This is a genomic window from Streptomyces sp. MK7 (assembly GCF_032658145.1).
GTDB classification, from domain to species: Bacteria; Actinomycetota; Actinomycetes; order Streptomycetales; family Streptomycetaceae; genus Streptomyces; species Streptomyces spiralis.
The window spans coordinates 26106-45791 of sequence record NZ_JAVACL010000050.1 but is presented as its reverse complement, the minus strand read 5'-3'; the positions used below and the strand labels follow the sequence as shown (position 1 = coordinate 45791).

Below are 19686 nucleotides of genomic sequence, written 5' to 3'. Positions count from 1 at the left end.
CGGCTGTGTACGGGCCCCCGGTGCGGTGCTCCTTCGTCGGAGGAACTACTCCCGGGCGGTCTTTCGGCGTCGCATCCACCACAGGAGGGCTCCGCCGGTCACGGCGAGTGCCGCGGCGATGCCGCCGATCAGGCCGACCGGCGCGTCGTTGCCGGTGTGGGCGAGGCCGCCGCCGGGCTGGCCGGGTGCGGGGGCCCGGGACACGGGCGCACTGGCCGTGGGTGCCGGGCTGGGGGTGCTGCCGCCGCCCTGGCCGCTGTGGGTGGGGGAGGGGGTCGGCCCGGTCGTCTGTGTCGGGGTGGGCGTCGGCTGTCCCCCGCCGCCGCTGCCGGTGTCGTCGGCGGCGGTGTTGCCGCCGAGGAGCAGGTGTCCCTTCGCTTCGGTGTCGTCGGTGAGGGTCCTCACGCCGGTCTGCGTCTGCCGGGGCAGATAGCGGTGCTCGACGGTGAAGCGGACCTTGCTGACGTTCTGCTTGGGCTGCTTGCTCATGTCGACGCCGCCCACGATGTAGATCTGCGTGGTGCCGTTCGCGGGGACGTCGTACTGGAACTCGCCGTGCGTGTAGATGTAGCGGTACTTCTGGAACAGGGCCTCGCGGGTCCAGTTCTGGTTGGGGGCGCGCAGCGGCCAGCGGGAGACGTCACCACTGTTGATGATCTTGTGGTAGTCGGTGGGCGCCTTGGCGTCCTGCTGGCGGATGTACTCGGCCGCGACACGGGCGGTGTAGACGCGCCGCAGATCCGCGTACTGGGGCGCGGTGTTGATGGTCTTCTCCACCGCGGGCACGATCATGCGGTCGATGACGCGCTGGGCCGCCCTGGTCTCCGCCTCGTTCGGCGTGCAGATCGGCTCGCCGGGGCCCGGGGTGCGCGTGGTCTGCGCGGTCGACTTCAGGCGCAGGGGGGTGTCGAGGATGTAGATCCCGCCGTCCTGCTCGCGGACCTGCGCGGTCTTCGGCTCGATCCAGTTGCGCAGGCCGGGCATGCACGGGCGGCCGTTCTGCTTGGGCAGCGCCGCCCAGTACCGCTTGCCCAGGTCGGTCTTGGGGTCCATGGCCTTGTAGAAGTCGTGCTTCATCTGGAGGTCGGCCTCCAGCAGCACCCGGCCGGCGTCGGTCCTGCCGAACCTGGCGTCCATGATGCGGTCGGGCTCGTCCGGGTTGAGGTTGACCCAGAACTTGTCGGGGGTCAGGGCGAGCCAGGTGAAGAACGCGTCGGAGATGAGCTGGGCCTTCGCCTTGCCGCCCCAGCCGGACCGCTCGCTGGGGTCCTCCTTCGCGTCGAACGCGAAGTCGACGCCCTTGCCCTTGACCGGCTTGCCGATGTACTTCAGGTCCAGGGTGGAGAAGTCCACGCCGCCGGGGCCGCGGGGAAGGCCGCCCGGGTTGGCCATCCGCGTGCGCTCCAGTTGCCGTGCCATGTCCGCCGGAGTGGGCCGGGACTGGCGGATCAGGTCGGTGGCGCCGCCCCGGCTGGTGCCGGACCGGCCGGGTGGCTGCAACAGGTTGCTCGTCGCGCGCTGACCGCCCTTCGGGGCGAGTTCCACGCGGTCGGAGCGGTAGTTGTACTCGGTGACCCGGTTTCCGCCGGCGGTCTGCCTCAGTTCCCTCAGGAAGTTCTTCGCGTCGCTCTTCTGCTCCTCGGCGAAGACGTACTTCATCCGGGAGTCCTTCCAGGCGGGGTCCTTCGCCCAGGCCCGGTCCTTGGGTATCTGCTCCCGCTCGGGGGAGCCGTTGGACTTGATCTCCAGGATCTGCTTCGTGCTCTTGTTGTAGGCGTCGAGCTTGCGCCGGTAGGTCTTGCCGGTGTCGGGGTCCTTGAACTCGACCTCCTTCTGGCAGATCCAGTCCGGCCCGACCAGGCCGTGATCCTTGATCACCTTGCGTTCGAAGGCGTAACCGCGCGGGTAGTTGCCGGAGTTGGTGATGTACTTGGCGTCACGCCAGTCGGTGAAGTCGGCCCACGCGGTGGGGTTCTTCTTCCTGGCCTGGAGCCAGGACCACCAGATCCGGTCGACCGGCTTGGACTTCGGAGGCTGCTTCGCCAGCTTGTCCAGCCGGTCGATGTCCTCCTGGGACGGGCCCTGGAGGCCGTCCCACTGCTTGGCCGGGTTGACGTACTCGTAGGTGTCCCACTGGGACTTGGCCCGGGAGGCGTCGAACTCCGGCAGGCCGACGGTCGGACTGGTGGTGCTGGGCAGGCCGTACATCTCGTCGCAGCGCTTGCCCGGGTCCAGCGGCTTGGGCGCCGGAGCGGCCTGCGCGGACGTCAGCCCGGTCAGGCCGGTGACGGCCATGACCGATACGCACATCAGGGTGAGCGAGGAGCGGCCCAGAGCGCGCAGTCGCCCTGTTCTGGTCGATAATGTCACGATGCGTGTGTCCCCCTGGGGGCCCAGCAGAGCAGGGCTCCGTGGCGTCAGGGGCCCCCGTGCAATGTGTGACGCCGCAGAGCAACCCCAACCTTAGAAGTTCCTGTGTGCCGAAATCGCCGACACGTTCGACGCGTACACGGTCAACTCCGTTCCCTCGCAGGACCGTTACAAGAGTGACCGCTCGGCGGGCGCTACGGTCGGTTGCCATGACCGAAGAGGACTACGAGAACCTGCGGGAGCTGGACCGGCTGCGGTCGGACAATCCGCAGCTGAACGGCTGGCTGGAGTCGATGCGGGAGAGGTTCCCGGCCTGGAACGAACGGCACGGCGGAGGCTGGGACTTCGGCCTGGCGTCCATCGGGCGCCTCCAGGCGCTGGTGCGGGACGTCTACGACGGCAGCTGTGCGCGGGCGGACGCCGACAAGGACAGCGACTTCCTGCAGGTCGCCTCCTGGTATCTGGGGGAGGTCCACAACCGGCACTACGGGTCGGTGTGGCAGTGGCACCCGGACGCGCTCGCGGTCGATCCGCCCGTCCGCCCGTTCGTCATCCAGCCGTTCGAGCGGTTGGAGGAGTTCCCCGACGAGGACGGCATCGAGGAGGACGGCCGTCCCGTGTACACACCGGTGGAACGGCTGTGCGGGTTCATGCTCCCGGACCAGGGCGACCTGGTCGAGGACACGCTGATCCACGTACCGCCCTCGGACCGCTCCTGAGCCGCGGAACCGCCGATGGGGGGATCCTGTGACGGCCGCCCCGAGACCACCTCACGCTGATCGTCGCTCACCGTCAGGACAAGGAACGGTGCACCGCCGCGCTCTCGGACCGCTGCCGCGCCCGGTCAGGCCGCTTTCCGGGTGGCGCGGTAGAGGGCCTCGGAGGTGGTGATCAGTTCGCGCTGTTCCTGCTCGGAGCCCACCATCGGCTGGGAGCCGTTGAGCGGCACCTGGGCGCTCTCCGGCAGGAACTTCACGGTCAGCAGGCCGATGGCACCGGCCAGCATCAGGTAGTAGGCGGGCATCAGGTCGTCACCGGTGCCGTTGACCAGGGCAGCGGTGACCAGCGGGGTGGTGCCGCCGTACTCGCCGCCGGTGGAGAAGCCCTGGACCATACGGCCCAGTAGCAGGAGCACCGGTGCGGCGAGGCCGATGGTCGAGTAACCGGGGATCACACCGATGGCGAACGTGCCGATCGCCATCATGATCATGGTGGTGGCGAGGACCTTCTGCCGGCCCAGACGGTCGCCGAGGGGCCCGAACACCAGACCGCCCAGCGGCCGCACCACGAACGCCGCGGCGAAGGTCGCGAAGGAGGAGATCACCTGGGCGCCCGGTGAGGCGCCGGGGAAGAAGACCTTGCCGATGGTGGCGGCGAGGTAGCTGTAGACGCCGAAGTCGAACCACTCCATGCAGTTTCCGAGGGCCGAGGCCCCGACCGCGCGCCTGAGCAGCGGCGGCTCCACGATCCGGACGTCCTCCTCGCGCAGGGCGCGCCTGCTCCGGTGGAGCCTGCGGGTCAGTTCCTCACGTACCTGATGGGGCAGGTGCGCGGCGGTGTCCCGCAGCCGTTCCGCGCCGGAGGGGTCGTCCCGGCCCTCTGGGGTCACATCCACACCATGCCGCCTTGCATGTTCGTCCTCCGACCCCGACGGTGGACCCCGCCCGGTCAGCGGCGGGCGAGGCGCCGCTCGCCGCCGGCACCGGGGTTGTAGGCGAGTTCATAGTGGCTGAAGACGGAGGGTTCCTCCGCGGCGGGCAGTACGCCGTCGGTGTCGATCGACGGTGCCTGCTTCACCACCTTCTTCGTGTAGGCGACCTTCAGATAGCCCGGGCCGACGGTCGCGCCGATGAGCGGGACGAACGCCAGGCGGCGCCGGGTCGGCACGCCCACCGTGACGGTCGCGAAGAAAGGCTCGTCGGTCGTGGTGTCGACGTAGACGGACTCCAGTGTGCCGATCTTGCCGCCGTCCATATCGACGACGTCGCGTCCGCGCCATTCACGGATGTCGCCGGCCTCGAACATCACTGACCTCCAGGGGAAGGTGCTCCGGGGCTCCTGGATCACGGGAATCTCGGATTCCGGGACTGGACTCCTTCTCTTGTTCCCCGGATGCGCGACTTCATCGTGGTCCGGCGCCGGGGTCCGTCCGGACGGGTCACAGGTCCGCGACCCGGTGGGTGGGGCGGCCGGCCAGGACGGTGAGCAGCACGGGCAGCCGTTGACGGTGACGGCCTGGAGCGCCCGCAGCGGGGTGAGGGCCTGCTCGGCTCCGTGCGGGGGCTGGGTGAGGTCCCGGCTCGGGCGGCGGTGGCGGCCGCCGGCCATGACGGCGAGCGGTGGGTGGGGGCGATCGGCCAGTGGGAGCCCAGGGCGACCCGTGCGCCCGCCTCCACCGGTCGATGGCGGCCGGGATGCGATCACCGTGGCGGCCGGCCCGGCCGGAGACGGGCGAGCGGCCCGGAGCCTGCCTTGGGGTGCAGGCTCCGGGCCGCTCACTGGAAGGCACCGGCGGTCCCGGGGGGAGGCTGCCGCCGGTTCCGGGGGAGAGGGGAGGCGGTCCAGGGCAGAGAGAGGGGAGGGGAGGGGAGGGGAGGGGAGGGGAGGCGGTCCGGGGGAGCGGGCCGCCGGTCAGCAGGGACCGAGGTCCTGCCAGACGCCCCACTCGCCGGTGGTGCCGGGCTCCTCGCCCTGCGTCCACCACTTGGCCTTCCACGTGTGGCTCTTGTAGGAGACCGTCTGACCGCCGGTGTACACCTTGTTCTTGTCCCAGGGGGCCGCGGTGCACTGGTTGCCGCTGCCGCCGGTGACGGTCAGGGCGTACGTCGCCGAGTGGCTGCCGGAGGCGCCGGAGCCGGTGACGGTCACGGTGTACGTGCCGTTGAGGGCCGCCGAGGTCGTGGACAGGGTCAGCGTGGAGGAGCCGCCCGCGGTCACGGAGGTGGGGCTGAGTGAGGCGGTGACCCCCGCCGGAACTCCGCTGACGCTGAGGTTCACCGTCTGGGCGCTGCCCCGCGTCACGGCCGTCTTCACCGTGGCGGTGGTGGACTGACCGGCCGTCACCGAGCCGGAGGCCGGGCTGAGCGCCACCGAGAAGTCGCTGGACGGGGTGGTGCTGCCGCCGGTGAAGGGCTCGAAGATGTGGGAGAAGTCCCAGGTGTTCTGCTGGATGCCGGAGCAGTTGTCCGCGGCCGAACCGCCCGCGCAGCTTCCGTTGTCCCGCTGCAGCGCCCAGAAGGAGAGGGTGTTGATGCCCTTGGAGACCGCCCAGTCGTAGACGGTACGGGCGTTGGCCAGGCTGAAGGTCTCGGCCGGCCCGAAGTCGTCGACGCCCGGCATCTCGGTGACGCCGATCATGCCCCACAGCTGCGCGGGAGTCTTGCCCGGGTAGAGCGAGGCGAGCGTGTTGTACAGCCCCTGGGCGGCGGTCTGGGTGTCCTTCGCCATGTCGTGGGGCTGGTTGTCGTAGTAGTCGAACGTCATGATGTTCACGACGTCGACCCGGGTTCCGTTGCTCACCGCGTTGCGCAGCAGCGCCTTGCCGTTGTCCGCGAGGCCGCTGGTGGTGGTCGGCAGGGTGTAGGAGATCTCCACCTTGCGGCCGTTGGACGCCGCCCAGTCCTCGACCATCTTGACGGCCTTGTTGCGCCGGTCGATCGCGGCGGTGTTGTCCAGCGAGTCGACCTCGACGTCCATGTCGAGGCGCGAGATGTCGTAGGTCGTGATGACCTTCTCGTACGCGGCGGCGATCTGTGCGACGTCGGTGCAGCTGTCGGCGATCTCGGTGCCGGTGGTGTCGGCGGTGTAGCCGCCGAACGACGGGATGACGTCGCCGCCGTTCGCCTGGATGGTCTTGATGTCGCTGCCGAAGGTCGACGAGGCGATCGGCATGCTCGTGTCGCCGTTCCAGTACGGCGTGCACGAGCCCTTGGAGGCCGTCTGCAGGAACGCCATCGTCAGGTGCTTGGCGCCGGACTGGGCGGACAGGGCGGCGGGGCTCTCGCCGGTCCATGCCTCGAAGTAGGGAGCGAAGACATGGCTCGGCAGCGGTGTCGCCGCCTGAGCCGTGCCGGTGCTCGACAGCGCGAGGCCCACCGAGGCCGCGGCCGTGGCGGCCGCGGTCAGGGCCGCGCGGAAGGAACGCATGAGTCTCATGTCAGTCCCGGTGTGAGGAGGGGGGTTTCGCCAATTCCCTTACGGAGGGGAGTGGTTGACGCCTATGGGATATCGCCCGCTCACCGGGTGGGTCAATGGTCTGGACCAAAAAGGGACTAGACCACTTTCCCGGCCTCGGAGCTCCTCCGCCTGGACAGGGCCCACGAGGCCGGACTGGACCACCTGCGTCATGAAGTGGTTCGGTGCCGGCAGCGCCGTAGGCTACGGCGCTGCCGAGGACGCGCTCGGGCGGCTTCGCGACCGTCGTGTACTGGGTGTCGCAGACGTTCGCCGGTGCCGGTGCCGACCCGGCCTGACAGGCCGACCAGGAGCCGGCCCTGCGCTCCGCCGTAGGCACCGGCGCCCTCGGCGTGGACGCCCTCGGCCCGCTGGTCACCCGCCTCGCGGCCGGCGGCGAGATCCGCGGCTGAGCCCGAAGCGTCGGCTGGGCCCGGGGTGTCGGCTGGGCCCGAGGTGTCGGCTGAGCCTGGCGAGCGGCTGAGTCCGGGTGATCGGTCTGCCGTACGACCTCTGATTCCGGACTGTCGTACGACCCCTCATACCAGAGCGGGATGATCCCCGGGCGATTTTGTCAACTGCCCACCGCACATGATGCGCGGGTGACTACGGTGAGTGGCCGTCGGGAGACGCAGTGCCGCTCTCCGCGGACCGGCCGACCGGCACAGCGATGGCGCATGCCCGCTCGCGCCCCACGCGCGAGCTCACAGGCCCGATGGACCAGTACGAGGATCAGATGTCTCACCTCCGTGCACCGGCCGCCCGCGCAGACCGCCGTGAGGGCGGACGGCACGGGCGGCCGGTCACCCGCACCGTCCCCTCGCTGCCCGAGACCCACATGCGGCCCCAGCTGCTCCGCCTCGCGGTGCTGCCGCCGACCGCGGTCGCCCTCGGGGCGGGCGCCGCCGTGCTCTTCACCGTCCGCTCCACCGGCGCCCGCCCCGGCCTCGCCCTGTGGGCGGTGCTCGCCGGGGCATCGGCGGTGACGCTCGCCGGCATCGTCACCGCCGCCGTCGCCGCCGGGCGCGCGGTCCGGTCGGTGAACGAGCGGATCGACGCGCTGCGCCGCGGCACGGCACGCCGCGAGGGCGACCTGCAAGCCCTCGTCGACGCGCTGCGCCACGGCGAGAGCCCGCCCGAACGCCGGCCGCGCGGCGGGCCGCCGGACGGCGCCGACGAGTTCGAACTGCTCGCCGCCGACCTGGCCCGCGCCCACGACGGGGCGGTCGCTGCCGTCGTCCAAGCCAGCCGGCTCTCCAGCCATGCGGGCAGCGAGCAGAAGCTCGAGGTCTTCGTCAACCTCGCACGGCGCCTGCAGTCCCTGGTGCACCGCGAGATCTCCATCCTCGACGAGCTGGAGAACCAGATCGAGGACCCCGACCTGCTCAAGGGCCTCTTCCACGTCGACCACCTCGCCACCCGGATCCGTCGCCACGCCGAGAACCTCGCCGTCCTCGGCGGCGCGGTCTCCCGCCGCCAGTGGAGCCGTCCCGTCTCCATGACCGAGGTGCTCCGCTCCGCCATCGCCGAGGTCGAGCAGTACTCCAGGGTCAAGCTCGTCCCGCCCGTCGACGGACGGCTGCGCGGCCACGCCGTCGCCGACGTCATCCATCTGCTGGCCGAACTCGTCGAGAACGCCACGGTGTTCTCCGCCCCGCAGACCCAGGTCCTGCTGCGCGCGGGCCTCGTCACCTCCGGGCTCGCCGTGGAGGTCGAGGACCGGGGCCTCGGCATGCCCGTCGGCGAACAGGTCAGGATGAACTCCCTGTTGGCCGACCCCGACCAGGTCAACGTCGCCAGTCTGCTCGCGGACGGCCGGATCGGCCTGTTCGTGGTCTCCCAGCTCGCCAAGCGGCACGGCATCACCGTCCGGTTGCAGACCAACATCTACGGCGGAGTGCAGGCCGTCCTGGTCATTCCGCAGGCGCTGCTGGGGGCCGGGCCGGGGACGGCATCCGAGGCTCCCGCGGACGGGCGGCAACCGCGGCAACCGCAGCGAACGCAGCCCGCGCCGGGCGACGGTCCACGCCGGTCCCCGGCTGCAGGACCGCCGTACGCGGCCGGTCCGGGCTACGCCCCGGCCGGTGACGGGGGCGGGCAGGGCGGCGGTGGGCGTGACGGCCGTGTCGAGAAGCACTCGGCGCCCCCGGCCGGTTCCGCATCGGTGCCGGTTGCGGGCGGCGGGCGCGTCCTCGGCCCCGTCCCGTCGGCCGGGGACAACGGGACGGACGGCCCTGCGGCGACCGGAGCGGAGGCCGCCCGCGAGCTTCCGCCGACCGGCACGCACGCACCACCGGCGGCCGGCGGCGGTCCCGCGCCCCTGCCCCGGCGCGGCGCCCGTTCGGGGCGGGCGAACCCTGCGGAGGCGGTGCCCGGCATCCGGCCCGGGGACCGCGCCGCCGTGGCCGCGAACGCGGGGGTCGTGCCCACCCCGCGCGGCGGCCTGGTGCGCGGCACGATGGGCAAGCCGCAGCTGCCGCAGCGCCGTGCGCAGGAGCACATCGTGCCCCAGTTGCGCGGCGGCCCGGCGCCCCGTCAGGACGGCGAGGTCTTCACCGGGCACGATCCCGGCCTGATGGCCGCGTTCCAGCGCGGGATGGGACTCGCCGAGTCCCAGCAACGCCGGGAACCGCGTCCGGCGGACGCGGGGTCGGGGGACGAGACGGAGACGCGGGCAGAGGCGGACACGGTGGCGAACCGCCCGGACGACGGGCCCGGCTCCTCGACCGTGGCGACCGCGGCCCCATCCCGGGGCGGCGTGTCCTCCCTGGACGTACCACCCCATGACGCGCCACCGACCCCCGAGCCCCGGCCCGCGCCCATGCCGTCCACGTCCGGGCAGCCCCTGCCACCCGTGTCCGCGCCCATGCCGTCCACGTCCGACCTCACCGCCCGGCACGACGGGAGCGCGCCGCCCGGATGACCCGCACCAGCACGACCGGAATCGCCGGAATGACCGGCAGGACGGGCCCACCGTCCCCGCGAGCCCCGGAGCCCGTCCCCGCCCACGCGTGCTCGCCCACCCGAGAATCCGCCCGCACCCCCAAGCCGACCCCCACTCGCCCTCCCCCTCCCCCTCCCCCTCCCACTTCCACCCCCACCCCCACCTCCAGCGCTCCCGCAGACCTTCGTACCCCAAGGAGTCGATCCACCATGGCGAGCGATGCGCCGACCGGCCAAGTTTCCGACCTCGACTGGCTGATGAGCGGCCTCGTGCAGTGTGTACCGCACACCACCAGCGCGGTCCTGCTGTCCTGCGACGGACTGGTGAAGTCCGTCCACGGCCTGGACCCCGACAGCGCCGACCACATGGCCGCGCTGGCCTCCGGTCTGTACTCCCTCGGCCGCAGCGCCGGAATCCGCTTCGGCGACGGGGGTGACGTACGGCAGGTCGTCGTCGAACTCGACTCGACCCTGCTGTTCGTCACCACGGCCGGCTCCGGCACCTGCCTCGCCGTGCTGGCCGGCCGCGAGGCCGACGCGGCGGTCCTGGGCTACGAGATGGCGATGCTGGTCAAGAGCGTCCGCCCCTATCTCGTGACCGCGCCCCGCCAGTACACCGTCGAACCCCCGGCGCTGCGGCCTTGAGCGCGGCGGCGGCCGGCGACGGGCCCTGGCTCGACGACGCGGCCGGACGGCTGGTGCGCCCCTTCACGGTCAGCAACGGCCGAACCCGGCCCAGCATCGCACTCGACCTCGTGTCGCAGGTGATGGCGACCGGGGTGACGCCGCTGGGGTATCTCGGCCCCGAGCACGGGCAGGCGCTCGAACTGTGCCTCGCCCCCGTCTCGGTGGCCGAGATCGCCGCCCATCTGAGGCTGCCGGCGGCGGTGGCCAAGGTGCTGCTGTCCGACCTCGTCGACTGCGGCGCCCTCACCACGAAACCCCCCGTGACCCACCACCACCCCAGTGACCGGGCTCTTCTGGAGGCAGTGCTCGATGGACTACGACGACAGCTCTGACCACGGCGGCGGCCACGACCGCGGCGGCGGGTACGACGGAGGCGGGCGCGACTACGGCGGGCGCGACTACGGGGGACACGACCGTGGCGCGCACGACCAGGGCGGCGCCTCGGACCCGTTTCCGACGGCGCTCAAGGTCCTGGTGGCGGGCGGGTTCGGCGTGGGCAAGACGACCTTCGTCGGCGCCGTCAGCGAGATCGCGCCGCTGAGCACGGAGGAACTCCTCACCACGGTCAGCGAGGGCACCGACAATCTCGACGGCATCGAGAACAAGGTCGAGACGACCGTGGCGATGGACTTCGGGCGCATCACCCTCGACCCGCGGCACGTGCTCTACCTGTTCGGAACACCCGGTCAGGAGCGGTTCTGGTTCATGTGGGACGAGCTGTCGGAGGGCGCGCTGGGCGCGGTGATCCTCGCCGACACCCGCCGCCTCCAGGAGTGCTTCGCGGCCGTCGACTTCTTCGAGCAGCGCGGTCTCTCCTTCGTCATCGCCGTCAACGAGTTCGACGGCGCCCACCGCTACCACCCCGACGAGGTGCGCTCCGCCCTCGACCTCGACCCGGAGATCCCCGTGGTCCGCTGCGACGCCCGTATCTCCAGCTCGGGGGTGCAGACCCTGCTGACCCTCGTACGGCACCTCCTCGCCCAGGCCCCGCACGGCGCCGGAGCCCGGCCATGAGCTACGGCCCGCCGCGCCCGGCCGGTCGCCTGCTGCTCACCCCCGAGGACACCGAGGCCCCCGCCCGCACCCTGCGGTTGCGCAGGCTCGGTCTGGGGGAGCGCCCCGAACCCGCCCTCGATGCCTTCGCGGACCGGCTCGCCGAGCGCACCCGGGCGCCGTACGCGATGGTCAACTTCCCCGGTGAGAACGGGCAGTTCTTCGCCGGGCTGCACCGGCCCGCGCGGGACGTCCTGAACGTCGACACTCCCGCCCCCGCCGCCCCCGCCACCTCCACCGGCGGCGACGGCCCTACGGCCCCCACCGTGCCGGCGGACGCGACCGCCCCCGCCGACGGCGAGGGCCCGCGGCCCGAGGTGGGCCGCTACCTCGCCCGCGATCACGGCTTCTGCCCTCATGTGGTGGCCCGGCGCAGGGCACTGGCGCTGGAGGACGTCCGCGACTATCCGCGGTTCGCGGGCAATCCGGTGGTCGACGAGTTCGGCATCCGCTCCTACCTCGGCGCCCCGCTCATCGACAGTGCGGGGATGGTGCTGGGCACGGTGTGCGTCGTCGATGTCGCGCCGCGGCCGTGGGGCCGCGAAGGCCTGGACACCATCAAGTCGGCGGCGGCCGAACTCACCCGGCGGCTGGAGGAGAGGGAGCCGGACGGCTTCGGTGTGTGACGGGCGGGGTGGCCGGGTCGGTGCTGGGCGGCCGGCGCGGGTGGCTGCCGCGTGGCTGACGAGGGCGGTGTGAAGGAAAGCTGTGGCCGCGTTTAAGAAATCCTCGATGGACCGGCGCGCCGTCGTACGGCAGATTGCTGTGCGATCCCACCCCTCTCCCCGGACGCGGGTCCCTCCGGCATGCCCGGATCCCGTCCGGGGCGCCAACCACAGGAGCCGTTGCGTTGAAGGCGCTGGTCAAGCAGAAGGCGGAGCCCGGACTGTGGCTCGCGGACGTCCCCGAGCCCGCCATCGGGCCCGGTGACGTACTGATCAAGGTGCTGCGCACCGGTATCTGCGGCACCGACCTGCACATCCGGGCCTGGGACGGCTGGGCGCAGCAGGCGATCAGCACGCCGCTCGTGGTCGGTCACGAGTTCGTCGGCGAGGTCGTCGAGACCGGGCGCGCCGTCGGGGACATCAAGGCCGGCGACCGGGTCAGCGGCGAGGGTCACCTGGTGTGCGGCAAGTGCCGCAACTGCCTGGCCGGGCGCCGCCATCTGTGCCGGGCCACCATCGGTCTGGGCGTGGGCCGCGACGGCGCCTTCGCCGAGTACGTCGCCCTGCCCGCCTCCAACGTCTGGGTGCACCGCGTTCCCGTGGACCTCGACATCGCCGCGATCTTCGACCCGTTCGGCAACGCCGTGCACACCGCGCTGTCCTTCCCGCTGGTCGGCGAGGACGTGCTGATCACCGGTGCCGGACCGATCGGCCTGATGGCCGCGGCCGTGGCCCGGCACGCCGGCGCCCGCAACGTCGTGATCACCGATGTGAGCGAGGAGCGCCTGGAGCTGGCCCGCAAGGTCGGCGTGAGCCTCGCGCTCAACGTCGCCGAGTCGACGATCGCCGAGGGGCAGCGGTCGCTCGGCCTGCGCGAGGGCTTCGACATCGGCCTGGAGATGTCCGGCCGCCCCGAGGCGATGCGCGACATGATCGCCAACATGACGCACGGCGGCCGGATCGCCATGCTCGGCCTGCCCGCCGAGGAGTTCCCGGTCGACTGGGCCCGGATCGTCACCTCGATGATCACCGTCAAGGGCATCTACGGCCGTGAGATGTTCGAGACCTGGTACGCGATGTCGGTGCTGCTGGAGGGCGGGCTGGACCTCGCCCCGGTGATCACCGGCCGGTACGGCTACCGCGACTTCGAGGCGGCGTTCGCGGACGCGGCCAGCGGCAAGGGCGGCAAGGTCATCCTCGACTGGACCGCGTAACCCCCCCGTCACCCGCAAGCACCTTCAGGAGATCCCCCCTATGTTCGACACCGTCCGCGACGACCTCCGCGCCACCCTCGACGAGATCCGTGCCGCCGGTCTGCACAAGCCCGAGCGCGTCATCGGCACCCCTCAGTCCGCGACCGTCAGCGTCACCGCGGGCGGCCGCCCCGGCGAGGTCCTGAACTTCTGCGCCAACAACTACCTGGGCCTGGCCGACCACCCCGAGGTGATCGCCGCCGCCCACGAGGCCCTGGACCGCTGGGGCTACGGCATGGCCTCCGTGCGCTTCATCTGCGGCACGCAGGAGGTGCACAAGGAACTCGAGGCGCGGCTGTCGGCGTTCCTCGGCCAGGAGGACACGATCCTGTACTCCTCCTGCTTCGACGCCAACGGCGGTGTGTTCGAGACGCTGCTCGGCCCCGAGGACGCGGTCATCTCCGACGCCCTCAACCACGCCTCCATCATCGACGGCATCCGCCTGTCCAAGGCCCGCCGCTTCCGCTACGCCAACCGCGACATGGCGGACCTGGAACGCCAGCTGAAGGAGGCGAACGAGGGCGGCGCCCGGCGCAAGCTGATCGTCACCGACGGCGTCTTCTCCATGGACGGCTATGTCGCCCCCCTGCGTGAGATCTGCGACCTCGCCGACCGCTACGACGCCATGGTCATGGTCGACGACTCGCACGCCGTCGGCTTCGTCGGCCCCGGCGGCCGCGGCACCCCCGAGCTGCACGGCGTGATGGACCGCGTCGACATCATCACCGGCACCCTCGGCAAGGCCCTCGGCGGCGCCTCCGGCGGGTACGTCGCCGCGCGCGCCGAGATCGTCGCCCTGCTGCGCCAGCGCTCCCGCCCGTACCTGTTCTCCAACACCCTCGCGCCGGTGATCGCGGCGGCCTCCCTGAAGGTTCTGGACCTGCTGGAGTCGGCCGACGACCTGCGGGTCCGGCTGGCCGAGAACACCGCGCTGTTCCGCTCCCGCATGACCGAGGCGGGCTTCGACATCCTCCCCGGCGACCACGCCATCGCACCCGTGATGATCGGCGACGCGGCGAAGGCCGGACGGATGGCCGAGCTGCTGCTGGAGCGGGGCGTGTACGTGATCGGCTTCTCCTACCCGGTGGTGCCCCAGGGCCAGGCCCGCATCCGCGTCCAGCTGTCCGCCGCGCACTCCACCGAGGACGTCGAACGCGCGGTCGACGCCTTCGTCGCGGCCCGCGCGGAGCTGGAGGGCTGAAGGGCGCACGGCTGACCGGCCCGCGTCCCGGACGGCCGGCGGTCTTGCGATAATCGATCTCATGATCGAAGCGCGGCGGTTGCACATCCTCCGTGCGGTGGCCGACCACCGTACGGTGACAGCGGCTGCCGCCGCGCTGTACCTGACGCCCTCGGCCGTCTCGCAGCAGCTCACGGCCCTGGAGCAGGAGACCGGGCACCGGCTGGTGGAGCGCGGCGCGAAGGGCGTACGGCTGACCCCGGCCGGCGAGATCCTGCTCAGCCACACCAACGCCGTCCTGGCCCAACTGGAGCGGGCGGAGGCCGAACTGGCGGCCTACGGTTCGGGCGCGGCCGGCACGGTCACCGTCGCCTCCTTCGCCACCGGCATCGCCGAGGTGGTGGCACCCGCGGTGGCCCACCTGGCCGAGGCCGCGCCCGGCATCCGCATCCGCGTCCGGGACGCCGAGGGCGACGCCAGCCTGCCGATGGTGCTGGACCGGCAGGTCGACGTGGCGGTCGCCGTGGAGTACCGGGGCGCACCGCCCGCGGACGACCCCCGTCTCACCCACGTCCCGCTGTACGCCGAGCCCTTCGACGCGGTCGTCCCGGTCACCCACCGCGTGGCCGACGCGGCCGAGGTGCCGCTGGCCGAGCTGGCCAAGGACCCGTGGATCAGCCCCTACCCGGGCAACCCGTGCCATGACGTGGTCGTTCTGGCCTGCGAGACCGCCGGGTTCCAGCCCCGTATCGACCACTCCTCCGACGACTTCCGCGCGGTCGTGGCCCTCGCCGCGGCCGACGCGGGCGTGGCCCTCGTCCCGCGCTCCGCGCTGCGCGGCATGGATCTCGCGGGCGTGGTCGTCCGGCCCGTCGACGGTGTGGCGCCCACGCGCCGGGTCTTCGCGGCCGTGCGCCGGGGCGCGGAGGAGCACCCGTTGATCCGCCCGGTGCTGGACGCGCTGGGCGAGGCCGCCCGGACGTGAGGCTTCCGTAACAGGGCCGTCTCATATTCGGGATAGCGTCCCGGATATGAGACAAACCGAGGAGAGCCTGCCGGACCCGGCGGGCCTGCCCGACCCGATGAGCCCGCCGGACCCGGTGGACGCCCGTCTCGGCGCCCGGCTGGCCCAGCTCAGGACCGAACGCGGCTGGTCGCTGGGGGAGCTGGCGGAGCGCAGCGGAGTGAGCCGGTCCACCCTGTCGCGGGCGGAACGCGCCGAGACCAGCCCCACCGCCGCGCTGCTGAACCGGCTGTGCCACGTGTACGGGCGGACCATGTCCCAGCTGCTCAGCGAGGTCGAGGCGGAGCCCGCCCCGCTGGTACGGGCCGCCGACCAGCCCGTGTGGGAGGACCAGGACTCCGGCTTCGTACGGCGCTCGGTGTCGCCGCCGCACACCGGGCTGCGCGGCGAACTCGTCGAGGGCCGGCTCGATGCCGGCGCCGACATCGCCTACGATCGTCCGCCCGTCGCCGGTCTGGAGCAGCACATCTGGGTGCTGGACGGGGCCCTGGAGGTGACCGAGCGGGACACAGTGCACCGGCTTGGGGCCGGTGACTGCCTGCGGACGCGGGTGTGGGGGCCGACACGGTTCCGGTGCGCGGACGACACCGGTGCGCGCTACCTGCTGGCGGTGGTGCGGCCGTGACCGTGCGACCCCCGGCCCCGGAGCCCTTGGACGCGGCCCGACTGGACGACATGGCCGAGGAGTTGGCCGCGCTGCTGGTCGACACGGTGGACGGCGGCGCCTCCGTCGGCTTCCTCGCGCCCCTGGAACCGGCCGAGGCCGTGCTGTGGTGGCGGGAGCGCGCGCGGGCCGTGGCCGCCGGACGGCTCACGGTGTGGGTGGCGTACGGCCCCGGCGGGCCGGCCGGCACCGTGAGCCTCGCCCTCCCGGACAAGCCCAACAGCCGCCACCGCGCCGAGGTCGTCAAGCTGATGGTGCACCGCCGTGCCCGCGGCCGCGGTCTGGGCCGCGCCCTCCTGGCCACCGCCGAGGCGGCGGCCGCCGCCGCCGGGATCACGCTGCTGCACCTGGACACCGAGACCGACAGTCCCGCCGAGGCCCTGTACCGCTCCGCCGGCTGGACCCGCGCAGGGATGATCCCCGACTACGCGGCGAGCCCCGACGGCGTGCTGCGGCCGACGACCCTGTACTACAAGCATGTGGGGGCGGCAGCCGGCGGCGGGTGATTGTCGGTGGCGGCGGCTACGGTGCATGCCATGCCGGATGCCGAAGACGTACGCCGTATCGCCCTGTCCCTGCCGGACACGACGGAGAAGACCGCCTGGAGCATGCCCACGTTCCGGGTCGCGGGAAAGATGTTCGCCACGCTGCCGGAGGACGAGACCTCCATCGCCGTGCGCTGCCCCAAGGAGGAGCGCGACGAACTGGTCCTGGCCGAGCCGGAGAAGTTCTGGATCGCGGACCACGAGTCCCAGTTCGCCTGGGTCCGCGCCCGTCTCGCCGCACTGGAGGACGAGGAGGAGCTGCGTGACATCCTCGCCGACTCCTGGCGCCAGGCCGCCCCGCCCCGGCTGCTGGAGGCCTACCCGGAACTGGGGCCGCCCACCGTGCACTGAAATCCTCTCGGGCGTTGTCAGTGGGCCATGGCATGATCCGAAGGACGGAGGCAGCCGGAGCGGAGGGGACCTCGGCCGCCGCCGCGGGGGAGAAGCCGGGGGCGAGCGGGGACGGGCAGGGCGGGGTTCGGCCGGGGAGGGGAGCGTCAAGGGGATGACGGGGACATCATCGCAGTCGTCACCAGGGGAGGCGGCGGCAGCACGGCATGACAGCGTTGCCGGAGCCGGGGCACCGTCCGCTGCCGGAAGGCGAACCGACGCCGGAGCCAGGGCAGGGGTCGGGCCGGGGGCCGGGGACGGTGCGCGGGCGCGGCCGGTCTGGTCGCGCGACTTCGCACTGTTCTTCGTCGCGCGGGCCGTCGCCCGCCTCGGCGACACCATGCTGCCCGTCGCGCTCGCCGCGGGCCTGCTGGAACACGGGTACGGCGCGGGCGCGGTCGGCCTCGCCATGGCCTCGACGGCCGCCGCCTTCGCCGGACTGGTGGTCTTCGGCGGGGTCATCGCCGACCGGTTCAGCACCCGCAAGCTGATGATCGGCGCCGACCTCGTCCGGCTCGGCACCCAGTCCCTGGCCGCCGTCCTCTTCTACTCCGGGCACGTGGTGCTCTGGGAGATCTGCGCGATCGGCTTCGCCAACGGTGTGGCCGGCGCGGTGTTCCAGCCCGGCGTGGCCAGTACGGTCCCCCGGCTCGCCGCCGACATCCAGGGGGCCAACGGCGCCATACGCATCGCCGAGTCCGCCGCCCAGCTCGCGGGCCCCGCCGTCGCCGGCCTCCTCGTCGGCCTCGCCTCGCCCGGCGGGGTGTTCGCCGCCCACGCCGCCACCTACGCGGTCAGCGCCCTGTGCCTGCTGCTGCTCAGGCTGCCCCCGCTGCCCGCGGGCGGCGGCCCTGCGGCCGGTCACGGGTCGGGGACGTTCAGGGCCGACCTGGTCGATGGATGGCGGGAGTTCAGAGCGCGGACCTGGCTGTGGGGCGTCATCGCCGTCTGGTGCCTCTACATGATCGCCGTCTGGGGCCCGACCGTCCCGCTGGTGGCCACGGAAGTGGTCCAGCAGCACGGCCCGCGCTCCTACGGCCTGATCAACTCCGCCCTCGGCGCGGGCACCGTCGTCGGCGGCTTCCTCGCGCTGCGGCTGCGTCCCCGCCGGATGCTGCGCGCCGGTGCGGTCGCCCTCTTCGCCTTCGTCTGGTTCCCGGCGACCGTCGGGGCCGGCCTGGGGGTGCCCCTCATGGCCGCGGGCGCCGCCGTCGCCGGGGCCGGGATGTCGTTCTGGGGCGTGATGTGGGCGACCAGCGTCCAGACGCAGGTCCCGCCGGACGTCCTCAACCGCATCCACGCCTACGACGTGGCGGGCTCCCTGGCCATGATGCCCGTCGGCCAGGCCCTCGCCGGGCCCGCCGCCTCGGCCCTGGGCGCCGGCCATGTGCTGCTGGTGTCCGCCGCGATCAGCCTGGTCGTACCGAGCGCGTTGCTCGCGGTCCCCGCGATACGCGACCTGATACGCGCCGACGCGCGGCCTCCCGCCCGCTTCCCGGGCGCGGCGGCCGGACCGGGGCGGGCGCACCCGGAGAGGCCGTAGCCCGGCGAACGGCGCCGCGACCCCGTCGATTCCCAGGCGCTCCGAGGGGGAGACCCCCGCCCGGACTCCCCGACCACCCCGCGACGGGCACGGCGCCGCCTGCCCCAGCCCCGCGACCAGCCGGAACATGTGGGTGCCGCCGGCCACAGCCCCCACGGGAAGACCGCAACCACCCACCGACGGAGCCGGCCGAGGCCGCGCGGCTCAGGACGTGGCCCGCCCCGACGGTTCTCAGGCGCGCCCCGACACCGGCCCGCCGCCGAGGAACGCGGAGATCCGCTCCCGCAGCGACCGGGCGTCGAGCCCGTGCGCGGCGGTGTGCTCCGCGACGGTCCCGTAGCGCCGCAGTTCGGCGCGGCCCACGCCGAGGCCCAGGACGCGGTGCGGGACGTCGGACAGCGCCTCGTTCGCGGCGGCCGTCGACGTGCCCGCCAGGTACGGCTCGACCAGGACGACATCGGACCCGGCCGTCCGAGTGGCCCGCCGCAGGGCGGCAGCGTCGAAGGGCCGTACGGTCGTCGCGTACAGCACGGTCACGTCGAGCCCCTCGGTCGCGTCGAGCACCGCGTCGAGCATCGGTCCCACGGCGACCACGACACCGGAGCGGCCCTCGCGCACTGTGGTGAAACGCTCCCCGTCGACGGGGCGCGCCTGCGCGTTGGACTGCACGGACAGCCGTACGTAGACCCTGTCGTCGCCCGCGGCGACCGCGTGACGCAGCAGCGTCTCGGCCTCGTCCGGATGGCCGGGCACATGGACGGTCCAGCCGTCCAGGGTGTCCAGCAGCGCCACATCGCCCGGCGCCATGTGGGTGTAGCCGCCCGCGGGCCAGTCGAAGGACGCGGCGGCGCTCACCAGCACGGCGCCCAGGCCCTGGTGCCCCAGATCGAGTTTGACCTGCTCGAAGGGCCGCTCGACGAGGAAGCTCGCGAAGGTGTGCACCACCGGCCGCATCCCGGTCAGCGCCAGCCCGGCACCGGCTCCGACCAGGAGCTGCTCACGGATGCCGACATTGATCACCCGGTCGGGATGCCGGCGCCGGGCCTCGGCGAAGCCGTCCTTGCCGATCTCGGCGAGGACGACCGCGACCCGCGGATCCTCGTCGAGCAGGCGGGAGACGACGGGTGCGAAACGGTCACGCATGGTGTCCATGAGGGTGGACCCTTTCCAAGGAGAGGGAGGGACGGGAGGAGGAG

The 19686-nt window shown here is 72.6% G+C and carries 18 protein-coding genes; 13 read left to right on the top strand and 5 right to left on the bottom strand.

Annotation, left to right across the window (positions count from 1 at the left end; genetic code table 11):
- Positions 1–45: 45 nt before the first annotated feature.
- Complete coding sequence (locus R2S09_RS34230) at positions 46–2370, bottom strand: hypothetical protein (protein ID WP_316745265.1); 2325 nt, start codon at positions 2368–2370, stop codon at positions 46–48.
- A gap of 209 nt (positions 2371–2579) precedes the next feature.
- Between R2S09_RS34230 and R2S09_RS34225 the strand changes: the two genes are divergently transcribed.
- A complete protein-coding gene (locus R2S09_RS34225) occupies positions 2580–3089 on the top strand; it encodes a hypothetical protein (RefSeq protein WP_316745264.1) in 510 nt (169 codons plus the stop codon).
- A 125-nt stretch (positions 3090–3214) separates the two neighbouring features.
- Here the strand turns inward: R2S09_RS34225 and R2S09_RS34220 are convergent, their stop codons facing one another.
- The 3 genes from R2S09_RS34220 to R2S09_RS34210 form a co-directional block, all read right to left on the bottom strand.
- Positions 3215–3985: an MFS transporter gene (locus tag R2S09_RS34220; RefSeq protein ID WP_399145300.1), complete on the bottom strand. Its 771-nt coding sequence runs from the start codon at positions 3983–3985 to the stop codon at positions 3215–3217.
- Positions 3986–4038: 53 nt separating this feature from the next.
- Positions 4039–4395, bottom strand: a complete 357-nt coding sequence (locus tag R2S09_RS34215) for a PRC-barrel domain-containing protein (protein ID WP_316745263.1) — start codon at positions 4393–4395, stop codon at positions 4039–4041.
- A gap of 606 nt (positions 4396–5001) precedes the next feature.
- On the bottom strand, positions 5002–6525 hold the full coding sequence (locus R2S09_RS34210; protein WP_316745261.1) for a chitinase: 1524 nt from the start codon (positions 6523–6525) through the stop codon (positions 5002–5004).
- A 754-nt stretch (positions 6526–7279) separates the two neighbouring features.
- Here R2S09_RS34210 and R2S09_RS34205 point away from each other — a divergent pair.
- From R2S09_RS34205 to R2S09_RS34150, 12 genes are all read left to right on the top strand, one after another.
- A complete protein-coding gene (locus tag R2S09_RS34205) occupies positions 7280–9466 on the top strand; it encodes an ATP-binding protein (protein ID WP_316745259.1) in 2187 nt (728 codons plus the stop codon).
- Positions 9467–9696: 230 nt separating this feature from the next.
- Positions 9697–10131 carry a roadblock/LC7 domain-containing protein gene (locus tag R2S09_RS34200; RefSeq protein ID WP_316745257.1) on the top strand — a complete coding sequence of 145 codons (435 nt, stop codon included), beginning with the start codon at positions 9697–9699 and terminating at the stop codon, positions 10129–10131.
- Complete coding sequence (locus tag R2S09_RS34195) at positions 10128–10505, top strand: DUF742 domain-containing protein (RefSeq protein WP_316745255.1); 378 nt, start codon at positions 10128–10130, stop codon at positions 10503–10505. Before R2S09_RS34200 ends, R2S09_RS34195 begins: the two co-directional genes overlap by 4 nt.
- Positions 10483–11187 carry an ATP/GTP-binding protein gene (locus R2S09_RS34190; protein WP_306189034.1) on the top strand — a complete coding sequence of 235 codons (705 nt, stop codon included), beginning with the start codon at positions 10483–10485 and terminating at the stop codon, positions 11185–11187. Before R2S09_RS34195 ends, R2S09_RS34190 begins: the two co-directional genes overlap by 23 nt.
- On the top strand, positions 11184–11852 hold the full coding sequence (locus tag R2S09_RS34185; protein ID WP_306189033.1) for a GAF domain-containing protein: 669 nt from the start codon (positions 11184–11186) through the stop codon (positions 11850–11852). The genes R2S09_RS34190 and R2S09_RS34185 overlap by 4 nt, the downstream gene beginning before the upstream one ends.
- A gap of 224 nt (positions 11853–12076) precedes the next feature.
- A complete protein-coding gene (gene tdh / locus R2S09_RS34180; protein ID WP_306189032.1) occupies positions 12077–13105 on the top strand; it encodes an L-threonine 3-dehydrogenase in 1029 nt (342 codons plus the stop codon).
- A 40-nt stretch (positions 13106–13145) separates the two neighbouring features.
- On the top strand, positions 13146–14345 hold the full coding sequence (locus R2S09_RS34175; RefSeq protein WP_306189031.1) for a glycine C-acetyltransferase: 1200 nt from the start codon (positions 13146–13148) through the stop codon (positions 14343–14345).
- Between the two features lie 61 nt (positions 14346–14406).
- Positions 14407–15309, top strand: coding sequence for a LysR family transcriptional regulator (locus R2S09_RS34170; RefSeq protein ID WP_316745252.1), 903 nt, complete (start codon positions 14407–14409; stop codon positions 15307–15309).
- A gap of 97 nt (positions 15310–15406) precedes the next feature.
- On the top strand, positions 15407–15973 hold the full coding sequence (locus R2S09_RS34165) for a helix-turn-helix domain-containing protein (protein WP_306189061.1): 567 nt from the start codon (positions 15407–15409) through the stop codon (positions 15971–15973).
- A 50-nt stretch (positions 15974–16023) separates the two neighbouring features.
- On the top strand, positions 16024–16518 hold the full coding sequence (locus R2S09_RS34160) for a GNAT family N-acetyltransferase (protein WP_306189060.1): 495 nt from the start codon (positions 16024–16026) through the stop codon (positions 16516–16518).
- A 30-nt stretch (positions 16519–16548) separates the two neighbouring features.
- A complete protein-coding gene (locus R2S09_RS34155) occupies positions 16549–16908 on the top strand; it encodes an MmcQ/YjbR family DNA-binding protein (RefSeq protein ID WP_316745251.1) in 360 nt (119 codons plus the stop codon).
- Between the two features lie 154 nt (positions 16909–17062).
- A complete protein-coding gene (locus R2S09_RS34150) occupies positions 17063–18490 on the top strand; it encodes an MFS transporter (RefSeq protein WP_316745249.1) in 1428 nt (475 codons plus the stop codon).
- 231 nt (positions 18491–18721) lie between these two features.
- Here the strand turns inward: R2S09_RS34150 and R2S09_RS34145 are convergent, their stop codons facing one another.
- Positions 18722–19642, bottom strand: coding sequence for a transketolase C-terminal domain-containing protein (locus R2S09_RS34145; RefSeq protein ID WP_316745248.1), 921 nt, complete (start codon positions 19640–19642; stop codon positions 18722–18724).
- Between the last annotated feature and the right edge of the window lie 44 nt (positions 19643–19686).